General features: G+C 42.4%; 20 protein-coding genes. 18 read left to right on the plus strand and 2 right to left on the minus strand.

All coding sequences use genetic code 11. The features are described from left to right. Nucleotides 1-119 precede the first annotated feature (119 nt). From rpsU to AB5026_RS05135, 11 genes are all read left to right on the plus strand, one after another. Nucleotides 120-296, plus strand: coding sequence for a 30S ribosomal protein S21 (gene rpsU / locus AB5026_RS05085; RefSeq protein ID WP_004222305.1), 177 nt, complete (start codon nucleotides 120-122; stop codon nucleotides 294-296). A gap of 80 nt (nucleotides 297-376) precedes the next feature. After that, nucleotides 377-1,951, plus strand: coding sequence for a cardiolipin synthase (cls, locus tag AB5026_RS05090; RefSeq protein WP_021976940.1), 1,575 nt, complete (start codon nucleotides 377-379; stop codon nucleotides 1,949-1,951). Between the two features lie 101 nt (nucleotides 1,952-2,052). Continuing rightward, complete coding sequence (miaB, locus tag AB5026_RS05095) at nucleotides 2,053-3,480, plus strand: tRNA (N6-isopentenyl adenosine(37)-C2)-methylthiotransferase MiaB (RefSeq protein ID WP_021651459.1); 1,428 nt, start codon at nucleotides 2,053-2,055, stop codon at nucleotides 3,478-3,480. 232 nt (nucleotides 3,481-3,712) lie between these two features. Further along, the gene (locus tag AB5026_RS05100) at nucleotides 3,713-4,024 is read left to right on the plus strand and encodes a metal-sensing transcriptional repressor (RefSeq protein ID WP_059085725.1); all 312 of its coding nucleotides are present in this window, start codon (nucleotides 3,713-3,715) and stop codon (nucleotides 4,022-4,024) included. A 36-nt stretch (nucleotides 4,025-4,060) separates the two neighbouring features. Then, a complete protein-coding gene (locus AB5026_RS05105) occupies nucleotides 4,061-6,622 on the plus strand; it encodes a heavy metal translocating P-type ATPase (RefSeq protein WP_368212892.1) in 2,562 nt (853 codons plus the stop codon). Nucleotides 6,623-6,884: 262 nt separating this feature from the next. Then, nucleotides 6,885-8,297 carry an amidophosphoribosyltransferase gene (locus tag AB5026_RS05110; RefSeq protein WP_114002522.1) on the plus strand — a complete coding sequence of 471 codons (1,413 nt, stop codon included), beginning with the start codon at nucleotides 6,885-6,887 and terminating at the stop codon, nucleotides 8,295-8,297. A 205-nt stretch (nucleotides 8,298-8,502) separates the two neighbouring features. After that, entirely contained in the window at nucleotides 8,503-9,183 is a 681-nt protein-coding gene (locus AB5026_RS05115) for an HAD family phosphatase (RefSeq protein WP_173758320.1), read from the plus strand. Next, nucleotides 9,180-9,983, plus strand: a complete 804-nt coding sequence (gene thiD, locus AB5026_RS05120) for a bifunctional hydroxymethylpyrimidine kinase/phosphomethylpyrimidine kinase (RefSeq protein ID WP_195274594.1) — start codon at nucleotides 9,180-9,182, stop codon at nucleotides 9,981-9,983. The genes AB5026_RS05115 and thiD overlap by 4 nt, the downstream gene beginning before the upstream one ends. 4 nt (nucleotides 9,984-9,987) lie before the next feature. Beyond that, complete coding sequence (locus AB5026_RS05125; protein WP_368212894.1) at nucleotides 9,988-11,778, plus strand: aminopeptidase P family protein; 1,791 nt, start codon at nucleotides 9,988-9,990, stop codon at nucleotides 11,776-11,778. A gap of 101 nt (nucleotides 11,779-11,879) precedes the next feature. Beyond that, nucleotides 11,880-12,878, plus strand: coding sequence for an adenosine deaminase (add, locus tag AB5026_RS05130; RefSeq protein WP_215638676.1), 999 nt, complete (start codon nucleotides 11,880-11,882; stop codon nucleotides 12,876-12,878). Nucleotides 12,879-13,090: 212 nt separating this feature from the next. Further along, entirely contained in the window at nucleotides 13,091-13,489 is a 399-nt protein-coding gene (locus tag AB5026_RS05135) for an IS5 family transposase (protein WP_237972393.1), read from the plus strand. A 273-nt stretch (nucleotides 13,490-13,762) separates the two neighbouring features. On the opposite strand, the gene AB5026_RS05140 is transcribed toward AB5026_RS05135, so the two are convergent. Both AB5026_RS05140 and AB5026_RS05145 read right to left on the minus strand, forming a co-directional pair. Next, entirely contained in the window at nucleotides 13,763-14,557 is a 795-nt protein-coding gene (locus AB5026_RS05140; protein ID WP_237972391.1) for a hypothetical protein, read from the minus strand. Then, nucleotides 14,554-15,093 carry an RNA polymerase sigma factor gene (locus AB5026_RS05145; protein ID WP_173761467.1) on the minus strand — a complete coding sequence of 180 codons (540 nt, stop codon included), beginning with the start codon at nucleotides 15,091-15,093 and terminating at the stop codon, nucleotides 14,554-14,556. The genes AB5026_RS05140 and AB5026_RS05145 overlap by 4 nt, the downstream gene beginning before the upstream one ends. 740 nt (nucleotides 15,094-15,833) lie before the next feature. On the opposite strand from AB5026_RS05145, the gene AB5026_RS05150 reads away from it, so the two are divergent. The 7 genes from AB5026_RS05150 (at nucleotide 15,834) to AB5026_RS05180 (ending at nucleotide 21,205) form a co-directional block, all read left to right on the plus strand. Next, on the plus strand, nucleotides 15,834-16,373 hold the full coding sequence (locus AB5026_RS05150; protein ID WP_144093122.1) for an RNA polymerase sigma factor: 540 nt from the start codon (nucleotides 15,834-15,836) through the stop codon (nucleotides 16,371-16,373). Beyond that, entirely contained in the window at nucleotides 16,367-16,510 is a 144-nt protein-coding gene (locus AB5026_RS05155; protein WP_368212896.1) for a hypothetical protein, read from the plus strand. Before AB5026_RS05150 ends, AB5026_RS05155 begins: the two co-directional genes overlap by 7 nt. 26 nt (nucleotides 16,511-16,536) lie before the next feature. After that, nucleotides 16,537-17,472 carry a DUF4179 domain-containing protein gene (locus AB5026_RS05160; protein WP_368212898.1) on the plus strand — a complete coding sequence of 312 codons (936 nt, stop codon included), beginning with the start codon at nucleotides 16,537-16,539 and terminating at the stop codon, nucleotides 17,470-17,472. 521 nt (nucleotides 17,473-17,993) lie between these two features. Then, nucleotides 17,994-19,853: an asparagine synthase (glutamine-hydrolyzing) gene (gene asnB, locus AB5026_RS05165; RefSeq protein ID WP_173761523.1), complete on the plus strand. Its 1,860-nt coding sequence runs from the start codon at nucleotides 17,994-17,996 to the stop codon at nucleotides 19,851-19,853. 130 nt (nucleotides 19,854-19,983) lie between these two features. Beyond that, nucleotides 19,984-20,400 carry a hypothetical protein gene (locus AB5026_RS05170; RefSeq protein ID WP_368212900.1) on the plus strand — a complete coding sequence of 139 codons (417 nt, stop codon included), beginning with the start codon at nucleotides 19,984-19,986 and terminating at the stop codon, nucleotides 20,398-20,400. Then, nucleotides 20,393-20,632, plus strand: coding sequence for a hypothetical protein (locus AB5026_RS05175; RefSeq protein WP_173761521.1), 240 nt, complete (start codon nucleotides 20,393-20,395; stop codon nucleotides 20,630-20,632). Before AB5026_RS05170 ends, AB5026_RS05175 begins: the two co-directional genes overlap by 8 nt. A 21-nt stretch (nucleotides 20,633-20,653) precedes the next feature. After that, on the plus strand, nucleotides 20,654-21,205 hold the full coding sequence (locus AB5026_RS05180) for a hypothetical protein (protein WP_022387878.1): 552 nt from the start codon (nucleotides 20,654-20,656) through the stop codon (nucleotides 21,203-21,205). Nucleotides 21,206-21,780: the final 575 nt, after the last annotated feature.

The raw sequence follows: 21,780 nt of genomic DNA on the forward strand, positions 1-21,780 counted from the left end.
CGAAAAAGATGTTGACGAAACCACATGTTATGCTATATAATAACACTCGTGCAAGAAAAATACCCAGACAGTTGTATTTTAGCACAATCTACAACTGGAGGGAGGTTAGGTGTGAGTCTATGTCAAACGTTATCGTAAAAGAGAACGAGACTTTAGATAGCGCTCTTCGCAGATTCAAGAGAAGCTGTGCTAAGGCGGGAATCCAGCAGGAAATCCGTAAGAGAGAGCATTACGAGAAGCCAAGCGTTCGTCGTAAGAAAAAATCTGAAGCCGCAAGAAAACGTAAATATAATTAATTGTGCGCAAAAATCCCTGGCTGTATGGTCAGGGATTTTTAATTAAATAGAAACAGGAACGTTTGACGAAGGAAAGAAATATGAATTTGTTTATTAAACTGATTATCAAACCATTGCGATCGCTCCTTAAATTATTATTTAATCGAATTTTTTATGTAGCTCTGGCTCTTGTTGTGCAGCTGGCATGGCTGCTGATCGCCCTTTTCCGGCTTATGGAATACTCCAGATGGGTGACGATCGGAATGCAAGCCATAGGTTTTCTGGTTGTTCTGTGGATCGTAAATAAAAAGATCAATCCATCTTATAAGCTCGCCTGGACGATGCTGATCCTTATTTTTCCGGTATTTGGTGTTTCCCTGTACCTTCTTTTCGGTAAGTCGCGGATCGGCGCTGTAATGGAACAGCATTATCAGAATCTTATTGATGAAACAGCAGAATACCTGGAAGGCTCAGAGCTTACAAGAAAACGTTTAAACGAAGACGACCGTTCCATGAGAATCCAGTCGGATTACATCTGGCAGTATTCAAGATATCCGGTTCACGAGAATACCACAGCAGAGTATTTTCAGGTAGGAGATGATATGTTTCCGGTTCTGGTGCATGAGCTGGAGCAGGCAAAGCATTTTATTTTTATCGAATATTTCATCATAAATGACGGGGTAATGTGGCAGACGATCCTTAATATCCTTGAAAAAAAGGCTAAAGAAGGAGTGGATGTCCGACTGATCTATGATGGCTTCGGCTGCCTTACCACATTGCCATACAAGTATGATCAGGAGATGCGCCGGCGAGGAATCAAATGCGAAGTATTCAACCGGTTCCGTCCGATCCTTAATATTATCCAGAATAACCGTGACCACCGTAAGATCTGTGTGATCGATGGCTGGACCGGTTTTACCGGCGGCATCAACCTGGCTGACGAATATATCAATCAGCGAAAACGGTTTGGCCACTGGAAGGATACAGCCGTTATGCTGAAAGGAGAAGGCGTCTGGAATATGACAGCTATGTTCCTATATATGTGGGGAATCGTTACCAGAACAGATACTTCTCTTGATTTCGGAAATTATGTTCCGCACAGGTGGCACCCCAACGAATTTCCGGGAAACGGTTATGTCCAGCCATTCTGCGATTCCCCCCTGGACGATGAGATCGTAGGAGAGAACGTTTATCTTAATATTATCAATCGCGCCAAAAACTATGTTTATATCTGCACACCATATCTGATCATAGATAATGAGATGATGACCGCCCTGTGCCTCGCTGCAAAAAGCGGTGTGGATGTCCGAATCATGACACCAGGTATCCCGGACAAAAAAATGGTCTTCCTGCTGACACAGTCTTATTATAAGCAGCTTCTGGAAGCAGGTGTAAAGATCTACGAATACCAGCCGGGATTTTTACATGCAAAATCTTTTGTCTGTGATGACAAAGTAGGCGTCGTAGGAACCATAAATCTGGATTACCGAAGCCTTTATCTGCATTTTGAAGATGGTGTCTGGATGTATAAGAATGATGTGATTCTGGACATCCGGGATGATTTTACAGAAACCCTGGAGTACTGTGATCCCATTGATCTGGCATTCTGCCAGAAGAGAAATATTGTGGTACGTGCCATTCAGAACGTACTGAGAGTTTTTGCACCGCTATTATAAAAACTCTTTGACAGACAACTGTAAATTCTGTATGATATATCAGACGGGAGTTCAAGGCTCCCGTCTGATGTTGTCTAAAGAAAAATAATTTATAGATACATATGAAATTTTTAGTTATTGGAGGAATTGATTTGAGCCAGAACAAAGAAACAGAGATCCAGCTTCAGTACATTGAAAAATGTAAAGAGCTTCTTGCCAAAAGCAGTACGAAACATCCCACCTTCCACATCCAGAACGAAGGATGCCAGATGAACTCCATCCAGACAGAGTCTATTGCGGCCATCATGGAAAAAATGGGATATGAAATGGTAGATACCGAGGATGCTGATGCAGTTGTATTTAACACCTGCACAGTCCGGGAAAATGCCAATCAGAAGATCTATGGACATCTTGGACATTTAAAGAGCATCAAACGGGAGCACCCGGATATGAAGATCGTACTGTTCGGATGTATGATGCAGGAGCATCACGTAGTAGAAAAGATCCGCAAGGATTATAAATATGTAAATCTTGTATTCGGAACCCATAATATCCACAAATTCCCGGAGCTTTTTTACCGGACGCTGCAGACCGACGACCAGATCATTGATATCTGGAAGGAATCCGATGAGATCGTAGAGGGCATGCCAACTTCCCGCAAATACTCCTTCAAAACAGGAGTCAGCGTAATGTTTGGCTGCAATAACTTCTGCAGCTACTGCATCGTTCCTTATGTCCGCGGCCGCGAAAAGAGCCGCGAGCCACAGGCCATCATCCGCGAGATCGAGGAACTGGTCGCAGATGGCGTTACTGAGATCATGCTTCTTGGTCAGAATGTAAACTCCTACGGAAAAACTCTGGAAACACCGGTAACCTTTGCAGAACTTCTGAAAGAAGTGGAAAAGATCGAAGGGCTGAAGCGTATCCGTTTTATGACTTCCCATCCGAAGGACCTGTCCGATGAGCTGATCCAGACCATGGCAGAGAGCCAGAAGATCTGTCACCATCTGCATCTTCCGCTGCAGTCCGGAAGCAGCAGAGTCTTAAAGGAAATGAACCGCCGTTACGACAAGGAGAAATATCTGGAGCTGGTAGATAAGATCCGTAAGGCAATCCCGGATATTTCGCTGACAACAGATATCATGGTCGGATTTCCGGGAGAAACAGAAGAAGATTTCCAGGAAACACTGGATGTTGTAAGAAAAGCAAATTATGATACTGCCTTCACATTTATTTATTCCAAACGAAGCGGAACCCCTGCAGCCGGCATGGAAAATCAGGTGCCGGAGGATGTGGTAAAAGACCGTTTTAGCCGTCTTCTTACCCTGGTGCAGGAAAAGGGCCGGGAAAATTCCTCCCGTTTCCAGGGAACCATTCAGGAAATCCTGGTAGAAGACGAAAACCGGGAGAAGGGTACTCTTACAGGTCGTACCCAGCATAATCTCTTGGTTCATTTCCCAGGAGAAAAAGATCTCATCGGCAAATATGTAAAAGTAAGCCTGGATACCTGCAAGGGATTCTATTATTTCGGACATATCGTGGAAGAGTAGAATTATCGACAAGTCCCCACCCACTGCTTATTGTTTTTCGCAACCCCGTTGGGGACTTACCTGATTTGGCTAATTATAAGTTTATATTACCCGCTCATTGCCATTATCGGATGAGCGGGCTTTTTTATTATAAAAATACTGTTTCTATTGACAAATACCCCATGAGGGTATATATTATTCCATATATAGAGGATACCCCATGAGGGTATTTATGAGAAAGGAGAGACAGCCTATGTCTGAAAAGAAAGCCTGTCCCTGCTGTTGTAAAAAACACACTGCACGTTCAGAGGAGGAGAAAAAAAAGCTGATCAACCGTCTGAAACGTATTGAAGGCCAGATCAGAGGCATTATAGGAATGATGGAGAATGATGCCTACTGTAACGATATCCTGATCCAGTCCGCTGCAGTCAATGCTGCAGTGAATGCGTTTAATAAAGAGCTGCTTGCCAGCCACATCCGCACCTGCGTTGCCCGGGATATCCGGGAAGGTAAGGATGAGACCATTGATGAGCTGGTAGCAACCCTCCAGAAGCTGATGAAATAAAGGGACAAACTGGATTTTAGGAGGTACTGAAAGAAAATGGAACAATATAATGTAACTGGTATGAGCTGCGCCGCCTGCTCTGCCCGTGTGGAAAAAGCCGTATCGAAAGTTCCGGGGGTGAATAGCTGTTCCGTCAGTCTTCTGACCAACTCCATGGGAGTTGAGGGAACCGCTTCATCCGGCGAGATCATTGCCGCAGTGGAAGCCGCCGGATATGGTGCATCTTTAAAGGGCGGAGCTGCCGGAGCGAAGATTTCCATGTCTGCGGCAGAAGAAGCGCTGGAAGATCATGAAACTCCGATTCTAAAGAGACGTCTTATCACATCCGTAGGATTTTTGCTAGTGCTGATGTATTTCTCCATGGGGCACATGATGTGGGGATGGCCACTGCCGAAATGGTTTGACGGCAATCACGTAGCCATGGGACTGGTACAGCTGCTCCTGGCTGGTATCATCATGGTGATCAACCAGAAATTTTTCATCAATGGATTTAAGAGTCTGTGGCGCCGTTCCCCAAATATGGATACTCTGGTAGCTCTTGGCTCCATGGCATCCTTCCTGTGGAGCGTCTATGCACTGTTTGCCATGACAAGAGCACAGGCAGACGGAGATTCTGCTGCAGTTATGAATTACATGATGGATTTTTATTTTGAATCTGCAGCCATGATCCTGACACTGATCACCGTAGGAAAAATGCTGGAGGCCCGTTCTAAAGGAAAGACAACGGATGCGCTTAAAAGCCTTATGAAGCTGGCACCCAAAACTGCGGTTGTGGTACGAAAGGGACAGGAACTTACCGTTCCTATTGAGCAGGTTCAGAAAGGAGAAACCTTTGTCGTCCGCCCGGGAGAGAATATTCCGGTGGACGGAGTGATCCTGGAAGGAACCACAGCAGTCAATGAATCCGCACTGACCGGCGAGAGTATCCCGGTTGATAAAGAAACCGGAGATATGGTTTCTGCGGCAACTGTGAATCAGTCCGGATTTATCAAATGCGAAGCGACCAGAGTGGGAGAGGATACCACCCTTTCCCAGATCATCAAAATGGTCAGTGACGCGGCAGCCACCAAGGCACCGATCGCAAAGATCGCAGACCGTGTTTCCGGCGTGTTTGTACCGGCAGTGATCACAATCGCAGTGATCACAACGATCATCTGGCTTCTTGCAGGACAGACCTTCGGTTATGCTCTGGCAAGGGGGATTTCCGTTCTGGTCATCAGCTGCCCCTGCGCACTTGGCCTTGCAACACCGGTTGCCATTATGGTCGGCAACGGTATGGGTGCCAAAAACGGAATCCTTTTCAAAACAGCCGTTTCCCTGGAGGAAGCAGGAAAAGTTCAGATTGTCGCACTGGATAAAACCGGAACCATTACAAGCGGTCAGCCGGAGGTAACAGATATTCTTCCGGCAGAGGGAATCACAGAAACAGAGCTTCTCACGCTGGCCTGTGCACTGGAGAAAAAAAGTGAACATCCACTGGCAAAGGCAGTTCTCAAAAAAGCCGAGGAAGAGAACCTTGCCACAGGTGAAGTAACCGGCTTCCAGGCACTTCCGGGAAACGGACTTTCCGCTATACTTGGAAGTGACAAACTGACAGGCGGAAGCATGAAATTTATCAGCAGCCAGACAAAGGTTTCCGCAGACCTTAACAGGAGAGCCGAGCAGCTTGCAGAGCAGGGAAAAACGCCCCTTCTTTTCACACGAAACGGTAAACTTCTGGGAATCATCGCAGTTGCGGATGTGATCAAGGAAGACAGTCCCCGTGCAGTAAAAGAGCTTCAGAACATGGGAATCCGTGTAGTTATGCTTACCGGTGACAATGAGCGTACCGCAAAAGCCATCGGAGCTCAGGCAGGAGTTGACGATGTGATCGCAGGAGTTCTTCCGGATGGAAAAGAAAGTGTGATCCGCGCTCTGAAGGAGCAGGGAAAGGTTGCCATGGTCGGTGACGGTATCAACGACGCGCCGGCACTTACAAGAGCCGATATCGGAATTGCCATCGGTGCAGGAACAGATATTGCCATTGATGCGGCAGATATCGTTCTGATGAAGAGCCAGTTAAGCGATGTTCCAGCGGCAGTACGTTTAAGCCGCGCCACACTTCGGAATATCCATGAGAATCTTTTCTGGGCATTTTTCTACAATATAATCGGCATTCCCCTTGCAGCAGGTGTCTGGATCCCGCTTTTCGGATGGACCTTGAATCCAATGTTCGGAACTGCGGCCATGAGTCTTTCCAGCTTCTGTGTTGTAACAAATGCACTGCGTCTGAATCTGTTTCAGATCCACAATGCAGCAAAAGACAAAGAAACCAAAAATCCGGTAACATTACACATCAGTCATGATGAAAATATAAAAGAAGAAAAGGAGAACAAAACAATGGTAAAGGTAACGGTCAATGTAGAAGGAATGATGTGCGGACACTGTGAGGCACACGTAAACAAAGCCATCCAGGCAGCTTTCGGAGCAGAAGACGTAGTTTCTTCCCACGAGAACGGAACAACTGTATTCTCTGTACCTGAGAAGGTTGACGAGGCAAAGGTTGAAGAAGTGATCAAGGAAGCCGGTTACGAGTTTAAGGGAATCACCCAGGAATAAACCGGATTTTTAAACCACATATTTGCCAAATGGCCAAAAGAAACAGTTCTGTAAAAGCGGAGCTGTTTCTTTTGTCTCATACAGAAAAATTTTTCCACTTCTATAAATCCGGCTAATATCTTTATAGTTTATTCTGAAAAAGCAGGATTATCCGCCAAATTGGTTTTTATTTTCAATTCTCTTATGCTATACTGATAGCGATTATGGATATAGGAACGATAACAGAAATCGTTAACATCATAGTAGTAGAGAGGAGCGCATTATGAGCGGATTTTTTGGAGTAGCATCGAAAGATGACTGTGTACTGGAGCTTTTTTACGGAGTGGATTACCATTCTCATCTGGGAACACGCCGCGGAGGTATGGCTGTTTACGGAGAACATGGATTTGACCGTGCCATCCACAACATTGAGAACACGCCTTTCCGTACAAAATTTGACGGAGATGTGGGTTCCATGAAGGGAAATATGGGAATCGGATGTATTTCTGATTATGAGCCTCAGCCCCTTCTGTTCAGTTCCAGGATCGGCAGCTTTGCCCTCACTTTTGTGGGAAAGATCAATAATTATGATGAACTTCTGCAGCAGCTGTATGATACGACCAAGGTACATTTTCAGGAGATGACCAACGGAACAGTCAATGTGACCGAACTGATCGCTGCACTGATCTGTGAAAAGGACAATTTTGTGGAAGGTATCCAGTACGTACAGGGACTGATCGACGGCTCCATGACTCTGCTTCTTATGACAAAAGACGGAATTTATGCAGCCCGTGACAAGATGGGCAGAACTCCTGTGGAAATTGGCCGCAAAGAGGGGTCATACTGTATTTCCTTTGAAAGTCATGCCTATATCAACCTTGGATACGAAGATTATAAAGAACTTGGCCCCGGAGAGATCGTATTCGTAACAGCAGACGAAGTCAAAACTCTGGTTGAGCCCGGAAAGAAAATGAAGATCTGTTCCTTCCTCTGGGTTTACTACGGATATCCGACAGCCTCTTATGAAGGTGTAAATGTAGAGGAGATGCGCTACCGCTGTGGAAGCATGCTTGCAAAAAGAGACGGCGATTCCGTGCACCCGGACATTGTAGCCGGTGTTCCGGATTCCGGCATTGCCCATGCCATCGGATACGCCAATGAATCCGGCATTCCTTACGCAAGACCATTCATTAAATATACACCAACCTGGCCCAGATCTTTTATGCCGACCAATCAGAACCAGCGTAACCTTATTGCCAAAATGAAACTGATCCCGGTACGTGCGCTGATCAAGGATAAAAAACTTCTTCTCATAGACGATTCCATCGTACGTGGCACCCAGCTTCGCGAGACAACCGAATTTCTGTACCGCAGCGGAGCCAAAGAGGTTCATGTCCGTCCTGCCTGCCCGCCAATCATGTACGGCTGCAAATATTTAAACTTCTCACGTTCCAAATCTGAGATGGAGCTGATCACCCGTCAGGTGATTGAGAAGAGAGAAGGCCCCAACTGTCCGCAGGAAGTTCTGGATGAATATGCAGATCCGCATACAGAGAAATACGAGCAGATGGTACAGGATATCTGCAAGATGCAGAATTTTACAACTCTCCGTTATCACAGACTGGATGATCTTCTGGAATCCATTGGGATCGATCCTTGTAATGTATGCACATATTGTTTTAACGGTAAAGAATAAAAAATGTTTTGAAAATAGAGCTGCTGTTTCAGATGAGCCTCCTTAACTCCCGGTTGCATTTTGGATATCTGCGGCTTATAATAAATGCGGATATATCTTTTGTGATATATCCGCGTTTTTTATATCAGTTTTTTATGTCATGGGAAATTATTTCGTAATGTTCCAATGACAGAGTATCACAAAAAAATTTTTCAGGAGTATAAACATGATTTTTCCTATAAAAGCCGTGATATTTGATGCAGACGGCGTCCTTCTGGATTCGCTCTCTGTTTGGAAGGAGCTTGGAAAACGATATATTACAGATCTGGGATATCAGCCGGTTGCGGAAATGGACGAAATCCTTTTTCCCATGAGTATGGAGCAGGGAGCGGACTGGCTGAAAAACAGGTTTACTCTTGCGTATTCCGAAGAAAAGATCGTGATGGATCTGAAATCCCGGATCCGTAAATACTATTTTGAAGAGGTCCCGGCAAAATCAGGTGCCAGAGAACTTCTTCAATGCCTTGCAGAACAGAAAATCCCGGCTGCGGTGGCAACCTCAAGCCCCAGGGAACATATCTGCCGGGCGCTGGAAAGAAACGGACTTCTTTCCTTTTTTGATAAAATCTATACCACCAGTGAGATCGGAGAAAGCAAACATTCTCCGAAGGTCTATCTTACAGCTGCAGAAGCACTGGGAACGGAGCCATCCCGGACGCTGGTTGTGGAGGATTCACTCTACGCGTTGCAGACTGCCGGAAATGCAGGATTTCTGACTGCCGGTATTTATGACGCATTGGGAGAACCGGATCAGGAACAGCTGAAAAAGGATGCCTATATCTACTGTCGGGATCTGACAGAGTTACAGAACCATATATTCACAGAAAACGGAGGAAACCAAAGATGAAAACAGCATTAACCATCGCAGGCAGCGATTCCAGCGGAGGAGCCGGGATCCAGGCCGATATTAAAACCATGATGGCAAACGGAGTATACGCCATGAGTGCCATCACCGCGCTGACTGCCCAGAACACCACCGGTGTCACAGCCATCCAGAATGCAACCGCAGAGTTCCTGGGTCAGGAGCTGGACTGTATTTTTACGGATATCTTTCCGGATGCAGTAAAGATCGGAATGGTTTCCGAAAGTGATCTGATCCATATGATCGCAGGAAAGCTCCGACAGTATCGGGCAAAAAATATCGTGGTGGACCCGGTTATGGTTGCCACAAGCGGTGCAAGACTGATCAGTGAGGAAGCGGTGGATGTTCTGAAGGAAGAACTGTTCCCTCTTGCAGATCTTCTCACCCCCAATATCCCGGAAACCGAGGTGCTTACCGGACGGAAGATCAAAAGCGCCGATGATATGATCGAAGCTGCAAAACAGGTTTCCGAGCAGTATCACTGTGCAGTTCTCTGCAAGGGCGGACATAAGCTCAATGATGCCAATGATCTTCTCTATGTGAATGGAACATATCAGTGGTTTGAGGGAAAAAGGATCGACAATCCCAACACCCACGGAACAGGATGTACTCTTTCCTCGGCCATCACTTCCAACCTTGCAAAGGGATTTTCCATGGTGGAATCTGTAAACCGTGCCAAGGACTATATTTCCGGAGCCCTTGCTGCCATGCTGGATCTGGGAAAGGGAAACGGCCCTATGGATCATGGCTTTGCGATAAAGAACAGTTATACAGAGGAGGCATAAGATTATGACAGTTACAGAACGGATCACAGCTCTTCGAAAACAAATGAAGGAAAAGGGAATCGATGCTTATCTGGTTCCGACCGATGATTTTCATGGTTCTGAGTATGTTGGGGATTATTTTAAATGCAGAAAATACATCACCGGATTTACCGGTTCTGCCGGAACTGCCGTGATCATGCAGGACATGGCCGGACTCTGGACAGACGGAAGATATTTTATCCAGGCTGCACAGCAGTTAGAGGGAACTCCGGTTACTCTGTTTAAGATGGGAGAACCGGACGTACCAACGATCCACAAATTCCTGGAAGAAAATCTGAAAGAGGGAATGTGTCTCGGCTTCGATGGCCGTACCGTAAGCGCAGAAGAAGCAGAGACGCTAGAAAGAATCCTTCAAAAAAAACAGGTACATTTTTCTGTAAATGAGGATCTCATCGGAAATATCTGGGATGATCGTCCAGCACTTTCCTGTGAACCGGTAATGGAATTATCCGAAAAATGGGCCGGAAGATCCAGAGCAGACAAGATCCGTGAGATCCGCAGCAAACTGAAAGAGAAGGGCGCAGACCTCTTTATCCTCACTTCCCTTGATGACATTGCATGGCTTTTAAATATCCGCGGAAATGATATCCACTGCTGCCCGGTAGTTCTTTCCTATCTTGTGCTGGATGACAGTGAGCTCCGTCTTTTTGTCAATGAAAAAGCCTTTTCGGATTCTGTTAAGGAAGCACTTTCCAAAGACGGTATTGCCATTTATCCATATGATGATATTTACACCTATGTACAGACAATCCCCGAAGAGAAAAAGGTATTTCTTTCCAGAAACAATGTAAACAGCCGGCTGGTCAGCAGTATTCCAAAGACGGTAACGATCCTGGACGGTGAAAATCTGACCCTTCTCCCAAAAGCCATCAAAAATGAAACCGAAGTCCGGAATGAAAAGACAGCCCATATTAAAGATGGCGTTGCAATGGTGAAGTTTATCCACTGGCTGAAGAAGAATGTGGGAATGAAGGAGATCACCGAGCTTTCCGCTGCTGATAAGCTCTATGAATTCCGTTCCGTACAGGAGAATTTTCAGGGAAACAGCTTTGATCCCATCATTGCCTACGGTGCACATGGAGCCATTGTCCATTACAGTGCAACAGAAGAAACCAATATTCCACTGGAGCCAAAAGGGCTGGTTCTGATGGATACAGGCGGACATTATCTGGAGGGCACTACTGATATCACCCGCACCGTTGTACTTGGCCCGGTTACTGAAAAAGAAAAAAAATATTTCACAGCAGTACTCCGTGGACACCTGAACCTAGCAGCAGCAAAATTCCGTTACGGCTGTACCGGCCTGAATCTGGATGCCCTGGCTAGAGGACCTCTCTGGGCTATGGGAGAGGATTACAACCACGGAACCGGCCATGGCGTAGGTTATCTTCTCAATGTACACGAAGGACCGCAGAGCTTCCGCTGGAAAAGCCCTGCCGAGCTTCCGGCTCCTGTTCTGGAAGAAGGGATGATCACCTCCGATGAACCAGGATATTATGCGGAAAATGAATTCGGCATCCGTCACGAAAATCTTGTAGTTTGCAAAAAAGCCGAAAAAACATCTTACGGCCAGTTTATGAAATTTGAGCCACTGACTCTGGTCCCATTTGATCTGGAAGGTATCGATCCGGAACAGATGGAAGCAGGAGAGCGCAAATTGCTCAATCAGTATCATGCCCTTGTATACGAAAAGATTTCTCCGTATCTGAATGAAGAAGAGCAATCCTGGTTAAAAAAAGCCACACAGGAAATATAACCCGGAATTCACCTTAATATTTCCTTCCGACAGATACCATAAGAAACGCAAAACCATTTCAGGGATAAGAATAAATCCAACCAGGGAGGTACTTAGCGCCTATGAAAACAGAAAATAGAATTGATCACTACATCGATCTCCACGCACATCTGGACGGCTGCATTACCACAGAGATAGCCAGAAAACTTGCCGCATTGCAGCAGATCACGCTTCCGGCTGCCACAGATGAAGAGCTTCTTTCTCTCCTTTCTGTGCCGGATACCTGCGAAAATCTCAATGATTTTCTGAAATGCTTTGACCTGCCTCTTTCTCTTCTTCAGACAGAAGAGGCATTGGAAGAGGCTGTTTATCTTATCCTTTCTGAAATGAAAGAAGACGGTGTGATCTACGCAGAACTTCGTTTTGCCCCACAGCTCCATACACAGAAGGAAATGACTCAGGAAACAGCGATCCATGCTGCATTACGTGGTCTGAAAAGAGCTCCCATCCCCGGTAATCTGATCTTATGCTGTATGCGCGGTGATCTTAACCAGAAAGAAAATCTGGAAACTCTGGAGCTGGCAAAAAAATATCTTGTTGAAGATGGCGGCGTGGTTGCTATCGATCTTGCAGGAGCCGAGGCACTCTTTCCAACAGAAAATTACGAGGCGCTTTTTGCAAAAGCAAGAGAATATCAGGTTCCATTTACCATCCATGCAGGCGAGGCCGGTGATGCCGGCGATGTAAGAACGGCCATTCATATGGGTGCGGCCAGGATTGGCCACGGCGTGCGGATCACAGGTAATGAAGAAGTGATACAGCTTGTAAAAGATACGGGCGTTTTTCTGGAAATGTGTCCTACAAGCAACCGCCAGACAAAAGCTGTGGAAGAAATGTCTGCTTATCCGCTGAAAGCATTTCTCGAAATGGGACTTAAGGTAACCTTAAATACCGACGATCCGGCGATTGAAAGAACAACCCTTTCCCGGGAATTCCGATATATGGAATCTCTGTTAAATCTTACCCAGGAGCAGAAAAGGCTGCTGCTTCTGAATTCTGTGGAGGCAGCCTTTACTTCCAGGAACAGAAAATGGAAACTGAAAGAACAGCTTCTTTTCTGAACTGTATGAAAACTATCAGGCGAAAGGATAGCCCTGGACACCAATTTTGAACTGGAGCATGAAGATATAAGCCGTTTTATTATTTCCGGAAAGGGCACTGCACTGTCGCATGTATTGGAATGATCATAAAGAATAAACAGGACATCCGAATAGAAAATTTCTCATTACCCCATCTTGAACCCAAAATCCTTTTATGATAGAATTGAAAAATTATGTTGAGACGATACGAATTAACCGATGAAGAATGGATCCGTATAGCTTCATTACTGCCGCCTGAAAATTCTGGAAAACAGGGATGCCCACAAAAATGCAGCCGGACAATTCTGAATGGAATTGTTTGGATTGCTCGTAGCGGAGCTCCATGGCGAGACCTTCCAGAACGTTATGGCTCCTGGCAAACGGTTTATTCCCGTTTCCGTAAATGGATTGAAGACGGCACCCTTGATAATATTTTTCGTGTTTTGAGCTTAGAAGCCGAATTAACAGAACTGTCAATGGACGTTTCTATCGTCAAAGCTCATCAGCATAATGCTGGAGCAAAAAAAGGGGGCCTCCAAACGAAATCGGACACAGCCGTGGTGGAGCCAGCACAAAAATCCATGCAGTTGTAGATGCATACGGTTATCCGGTTTATTTTATGATCCGTGAAGGGCAGCGTAACGATATCAATTACGCAATCCCTTTGCTGGATCATGTCAATCTAGGAAATGAGAGTACAGCTAATTGAATGAATCGAAAGGCTGTACTTTTATTTTAACTATAAAAGTTCTGGACAGCTACACTATCTGTAAATTATAACATATTATGCATCAGCTGCGATACAGGTATTTCCACAACAGTTACAAAAAGATGGTGAACCGGACTGAATCCACCATCTTTTTTCTTTATCTTCTGTTATTAATAACCTCTCTCGCCATATCTGCAAGTTCTCCGGCAGATAATTTTCCATCTATTTGCAGCAAATCATACTGGATGCCATCCTTATTCCAGTTAACGCTTTGAACCTGACTGACTTCAATCTGAGAAGCACTGTCATCGTAACTGAATACAACTTTTCCACTGGACTGGTCTTTTTTATCTTGTTCTGTCAATTCGTAATCATCTGATACCACTTTATTTATATAATGTACATAATACAAATTTGTTCCATTTACAGTGGCAATAATATCACCTGACGGAGTAAGTTTTGAGTTAAATTTCTGCTGTTCAAACGATACAACATCTCCATTCTTCTGATAATCAAAGGACACAGATTTAAAATTCTCAATTACATTTGCATTGCCATCCTTAAAACTGTTTTTTATAATACTGCCCTCTTTGAAGCAGTACCCGTTCTCAAAGGTATCAATCAATACCGGTCTATACCCAATATCCTTTGTAATCTGTTCTGACGTTGGAAGAGATGTATAATCAGCACGTGATGCAGATGAACCTGTCCACATTGAAATCTTTCCTGTTGCTGCCATAGCAGTAACTCCAATTGTAAGTGTTGCAGCTATCAACAAAGGTAATATTTTCTTTTTTGATCTCATAGTCGTTTGCTTCCTTTCTGTATCTGCGAAGTCAAGTTTTGCATAAACTCTCTGTCTGACATTCTCTGTATCAATATCAAGAGCATTGCATGAAATATCTGCCTGTTTTTGTATTCCCAATTCTTTAAGCAAATTTTTTCTTCTCATAATTTTTCCTCCGCATCCGATAACATTTTTCTGAGTTTTCTTTTTCCTCTTGAAAGTCTGGTCTTAACTGTAGAAATATTAAGTCCCATTGCTTTTGAAATATCCTTGATTTTTTCATCAAATTTATACCGCCTTACAAAAATCTCGCTGTCAGGTTCGCCAAGGCTCATAACTGTTTCCCATACATAATTATTGTGAAAATTCTCTTCCATGAAATTTTTGCCATCTGACAGCTCAATATCTTCAAGAGATGTATGATCCATCTTTCTGTTTATCCGTTTCAGAGCAAAATTCCGGGCAACAGCAGCAAGATATGACCGTAATGTACCTTTCTGCAAATCTATCCTCCCGGTATTCTTCCAAAGTACAACAAACACATCTGCCACAATTTCTTCAATATCCTCTTTCGGCAGTGAATTGCCGGCCATATGATACAAAACAGTACTCAAATACGGCGTATAAATTCGGATTGCTTCATCTATTGAATTTTTTTCTCTGTTCCTGAGACGCTGCAAAATTTCTGCTTCATCTGTCATATCAATCCTACTTTCTTTTTAATATTTTCAAAAATTAAAAGCTTTTAACCTTTACATTCTTATATATCCTGTCAAAGAGCAAAAAGTTTCAATTTTAGAAAATTATGATATTGATACACTACTTTACAACTTTTCTATAAAAAAATATCGTACAGGATTTCCTGATGTATAATGAATTTGGCATAAAACATTACAAAGGAAAGTGAACCTGTACGGCAAAAACATTATACAGCGAAAAAACACTGATAGGCAGACTTCAGCAATATTTTTTGATCTATTTTGAAACTTTTTCTGTTCCGACAGCAGATACCTTATTTCTGCTGATATTATCTATACTGAGCCGCACACAACGGTTCCAACTATCTGAATGGACACTGCTTTGTGAGAGTCATGCTCTGCGTACCTGTCTGGAATGGGGATAAAGTATCTCATCTTTCATTGCACATATACAGAGAAACTGGGTGAGAAAACAGTAAAAGCATATCGGATTGATCTAAGCAGTGTTTGGTTTTGGTCGCCTGTGAAGAGCAAGACAAAGAGAAGCTTGAGGAATATATTACGGAATTACATAAAAAACACAAACAGAACAGAGATTAAAAAAAGTGGATATTTCGTTGGCAATGGAAGAGACAACGGAAAAAAATACTTTTATGAGAACCGATTTCCTTTCCGATGCATCTAATTAGTGTAAAAGTAAACATGAGTAGTAATCCAGCTGGACAAAAGGAGAAGACAAAGTTATGACAAAAGATGTATTTATTAAGGAGGTCCGGGATGCAGAAGCCATGCTGTATCATATATCGAAGTCCATTCTGAAGAATGACTCTGATTGTGGGGATGCTGTGCAGGAAACAATTCTTAAGGCATATGAAAAACTTCCCACTTTAAAGAAAGAAAAATATTTCCGAACATGGATCACAAGGATATTGATCAATGAATGCAAAGGGATTCTTCGGAAAAGAAAAAATGTTATTCCATATGAAGAATATATGGACAATATGAAAATGACTGAGGAGGACAGATACAGTCATCTGTATATGGCGATTATGGAACTTCCGGAGGATCTGAGGGTTTTGGTAACATTGTATTATTTAGAAGGATTTTCATTGAAAGAGATCAGTGAGGCTCTGGATATTCCGGAAGGAACGATCAAAAGCAGACTTTCACGTGCAAGAGAGTTTTTGAAGGTGCAGTTATCCGAAGAAGAGAAAAGAACGGCAACTGGGAAAAACAGCAAGCAATTAAAGAGAATAACAGGAAAGGGGAAAATGTCATGTTAGAGAAGAAATGGAATCATATCGCACCGGAAGTACCACAGGGTTTTCATAATAAATTTGAAGATACACTAAAACAGATTGAACAGGCGGATTCAGTTGATAAAAAATACAAAAGAAAAAAATCAGTGGACGATTACTGATTGCAGCAGCAGTAATCTGTACTGGTATGGCTGTTACTGTGGCTGCAAAAGAGTTCTTTAAATGGAATGATTACCTGGTGAAAAGACTGGATCCATCGGAGGAACAGCAGGAGACACTGCAGGAATCAACTTATATTCAGAATATAGACCAGTCTGTAACACAAAATGGTGTGACGGTTACCCTGACAGATTCTATTCAGGATCAGGGATTCCTGTATGCTTTTTTTGAAGTGAAAACAGAGGACAGTATTTCTATGACTGATCATACTTCTTTTGAGGAGATGACACATTTTAAGATCGATGGAAAGGAAGTATATGCAGTGGACGATAACAGATTTGGAAGTTTCAATACTGGGGTAGGACAGGATGTGTTACTGAAAACAGATCAAAATTCTGCACATCTTAAGTATTTTAACGCCTGTATATCTTATGACGGTGATTATGATCTGAGTAATAAAACAGTAGAAATTACATTAAAGAATCTTACGGAGGAAGAAGATTATGATAAGACAGTCATTACAGATGGAACATGGGACTTTAAATGGACCTTGGGTGCAGTAAAGCCTCCGACAACTCTGAAAGTGAACCGGAAATGTGATTTTGGAGGTTATGAAATCACTGTGAAAGAAATGGAAGTAACGCCCCTTTTATGGTCATTATATCTTGATTATGATGAAGCTATGAAGGTGTATGAAGATGAAAAAAACAAATTTGAGTACGCAGGTACGGACTATGGCATGGATCTTTATGCCAGAACTAGTATTGACCAGGTGCGTTATAAAGATGGAACGGTTTTAACACTTGATAGGACCATGGGAGGCATCGCTGGCGGTGGAGAAAAACAGGATAAGGAAAATGGTGTCATGATCATCAGAAATAGCTTCCCGCAACTGGTTGATGTAGATAACCTGCAGGCGGTACATTTTGGGAATATTGACCAGTGGCTTGAAGTGCGGGAATAAAAGTTTTTTCGGTGATACAGAAAAATCCTCCCATAATTAGATAATGAGAAAATACAAAAAGAACCGATACAAGGTCTTTGCAAGACTGATATCGGTTCTTTTTGGCTAAGTCTGCCAAGCCCATTACCTTTAGGTGATGGGTAGTTGACTAAATATAGGTAACCATACAGTCGGAAAAATGGCTCTGTAACAAAAGACCGTTTTTCCGGCTTTTCATTTTGTCAGCAGTGAGGCATTCATACCGTTTGTAAATCTGTAAGATCTGAGTTATTGGGGTATGTCATGACGGGTAATCAAATATATGACATAGATTCTGCAATTGTAGAAAATGGGATTGACTTTCTAATTCTACAGATGTAGAATTAGAGATGATTTCTACAAAGGTAGAAAAAGAAGGGAGAACACAAGCTGAGGCGCAGACTCACAGACCACTATGATTACGATGTGACCATGTGGGATTCACTTGTGATAAAAAAGTTGCTGCAGCGTATAAACTACATCAAATAGATACGGAGGATAAAATGTGCGGAATCTGTGGATTTACAGGTTACAGACAGGATCAGAAGACAGTAATTGAAAGGATGATGAAAGCTATTGAGCATAGGGGCCCGGATAGTGAGGGCTCTTTTTGCAGGGAGAAGATCACGCTGGGCTTTCGAAGACTTAGTATTATTGATTTAGAAGATGGGCAGCAGCCTATGGAAAGTGCGGACGGAAACCTTCATATTGTTTTTAATGGAGAAATCTATAATTATAAGGAACTGCGGGCAGAACTTGAGGCTTTCGGCATTTCTTTCTGTACTCATTCTGACACGGAGGTTCTGATAAATACTATTCAGCAGTATGGGGAGAAGGCACTGGATAAGCTCAGGGGAATGTTTGGGTTTGCTGTATGGAATGAACAGAAGCAGAGTTTGATGCTTGCAAGGGATTTTTTTGGAATTAAGCCTGTGTACTATGCCGAAATAGATGGACACTTTGTATTTGCTTCTGAAATTAAGAGTATCCTTGCATTTCCAGGCTATGAAAGGAAAGTAAATCAGAAGGCACTGGAGCAGTATTTGTCATTTCAATATTCCCCTCTGGAAGAAACTTTTTTCAGGGGGATTTATAAGCTTATGCCAGGTCATATGCTTTTATATAAAAACGGAAACTATGAGATAAAGACTTATTTCAAAACAAAGCTTGCACCAGGCCAATGGGACCGTAAGACGAATATGGAGCAGCTGCGGAATCAGCTTGCAGAGAATTTAAAGGATTCAGTGGAGCACCATATGTTAAGTGATGTGGAAGTCGGCGCGTTTTTATCCGGGGGAGTGGATTCCGGTTATCTGGCTTCTTCCTCTGGTGCAGATCAGGCATTTACAGTGGGATTCGATGAGGGAGACCGATATAGTGAAGTAAACAAAGCTGCCAAAGTGGCAGAAAAAGCTGGTTTAAAACACCATGTGAAAATCATATCCAAGCAGGAATTCTGGGATGCCCTTCCAGATGTTATGTATCATATGGATGAGCCCCTTGCTGATGCTTCTGCCGTTGCACTCTACTTTCTCTCAAAAGAGGCTGCAGGTCATGTCAAGGTTGTTCTTTCCGGAGAAGGAGCAGACGAGCTTTTCGGTGGATATAATATTTACAGAGAACCGGAATCATTGAAAAAAATTGACTGGATTCCATTTGGTGTCAGACGTGTAATTGGAAAACTGGCTGCAAAGCTGCCGGATGTGAAGGGACGAGATTTCCTTATCCGTGCAGGAATGAAAGTGGAAGAACGTTTCATCGGAAATGCATATATTTACCGTGAAAAAGAGAAAGCGCAGATTTTGAAAAATAAAGTAACAGGACCTTCCACACAGGAATATTTAAGACCATTTTTTGAACAACTTGAGTCAGAAAACAGAGGATCACTTCAAGACATGGAAAAAATGCAGTCTGTAGATCTGAGCTACTGGCTTCCTGGCGATATTTTGCAGAAAGCAGATAAAATGAGCATGGCACATTCATTGGAAGTCAGGGTACCATTTCTGGATAAAGAAGTTTTTGACTTTGCAGCAAAGCTTCCGAAGGAAGCCAAGATTGCAGCGGGTACAACCAAATATATTTTCCGTAAAGCTGTTTCAGAATTTCTTCCACAGGAAACCGATGAACGTAGGAAACTTGGTTTTCCAATTCCAATCCGTGTGTGGCTGCGGCAGGATGACTGGTATCAGAGGGTAAAGGAGTTATTTACCTCGAAAGAAGCAGAAGAGTTTTTTCATACAGATAAGCTTCTTTTACTTCTGAAAGAGCACAAAGAGAAAAAGGCAGATAACAGCCGTAAAATCTGGACAGTTTTGACATTCCTTATCTGGTATGATAGATTTTTTGCTACATGTTCGAAGTGAGAGAGTTGGTTATGAGACGGTAAAAATATAAATATACGAAAAATCCGTTGACAATGGTATTTGGGACTTTTATGATAAAACTCTATTTGTTTGTATAGAAACTTTCGGATTATTGGAGGAAGAGTTTAGCATGACAGATATAAAACCATTTTATATTACGATATTATTGCAGGCAATTAACAATATGTATGATGCTGGGTGTTCGATTGCAAAGAAAAAACAGGTATTTCAAGTGAATTTATTGCAGGGAATTACGTTTTTGCTTGCATTGATTGATTTGATTTCAGCAGTTTGCTTCCTTGGAAATCCACAATTGCAGTCTGTGGCATCTAGTAAAGGAGTTATATTACTATCCTGTATATTTGTTGGATTTATTCTTTTGTTACTTTACAGAGAAACATTTGTTCATCTTAGCATAATTTACAGAAGAGAAAAATATAGTGCAGGTAGTAGTGTAAGAAATGTGATCGAACCAAAAGACCTTGGGATGCAGTCCGATTGTGACGATGCATGTAACTGGGATGATAAGGAGAATATTTATGATTGAAGCTGTAGCAGTACTTCTTTTTTTTATAGTTGCAGGAACTCTATGGGGGATAATAGAAACTTTTAAATATAGGAAATTTTTTTCAAGAGACTGTGAAAACGGACAAATCTCCACTATTAAAGCGGACCGAATAAAGCGACGTGGATCCTGGCGGATTTTTGGTGACCGTATTCTAGATGAAAAATCGTTTCTGGTAATGAGGGAAAAGGAGTCAAAGTTAAAAATTCATTAATTCAATAGCGGGGTATTTTAAATGGCTGAACAAAATGTTTTTAATCTAATGCAAAACGATGAGATTGGACTGTTGTGGAAAAAGATATATCAATTACATCAAAAAACCAAAATTTATCTACTTACAGCCGAAGAAATATCAGAAAATGGGGATGCATTGATTCAGCCATTAAAAGAGCACCGGGATGCATATGATCATATTGTAAGGATTTTTGCTAGCACAACCAAAAAAGTGCCGGAAGGATACGATTACTATTCTTATATCAAAGGAAATCTTGAGAAAGCATATGGACATGAATATCGTGCTTTTTTTGATACGGCAGACTGGCTTGCATACAATCTGCGGCATAATTTAAGAGAGCGCATAAATGCGATTCCATATAATAAAAGAAATCAATTAATCCCAAATTGCAAAGAAACAATCAAATTATTGAACCAATACCCATTTGAAATTTCTAATCTACGAAATGACAAGGATATAGTAAAAGAGTCTGACTCGGATGAGACAATAAAAGAATATGAAAATTTGCTTAGGCAATTAATAAAGTTATATAAAGAAATTGATTCAATTTGATGTTGCTACTAAAAACAATTAATAGACTGATTGATCGTCGAAAGGTATCTGTTTGTCCATATCAGTGATATGTTACTCCATAAGGAGAGTTCAGGAATATGTAGAATATTACACTTGCTAAAAAATCTGAGTGCAGAAGCGGCAGACCTTTTTTACAAGTGTAATACGGTTTTACTTTCAAGAGTGACTCAACGACTTGAATAATTGTGCGTCGCATTCTCGTTATTTCAGTGATGAGTTAGACGTGCAAATCTTTTCTAAAAAATACAAATAGAGGGAGTTTTATTGGACTAAATATTTTATAACAGCAGTTGCAGCCGGTATCTCATGATTTATAAAATGAGAATATCGGCTGCTTTTCATTATTTTTACCTCTAAAAGGTAATCTTCTGAAAACCAAAACTGTAGTTTGGATCTCAACTGAAAAAAATTAAATTTTTTTGTTACCATCCACTATTTTTTACGATATATAATATGAATGGAAATTTTTTTATTCAAAAAGGCGCCTTATCTGTTGCTGGTCAGATTATGGACAGTGACTTTTATCTTAAAGAAACCCGGAGGACAACCTGTAA

It is taken from the genome of Blautia sp. RTP21359st1_E11_RTP21359_211015 (assembly GCF_040910705.1).
GTDB lineage: Bacteria > Bacillota > Clostridia > Lachnospirales > Lachnospiraceae > Blautia_A > Blautia_A fusiformis.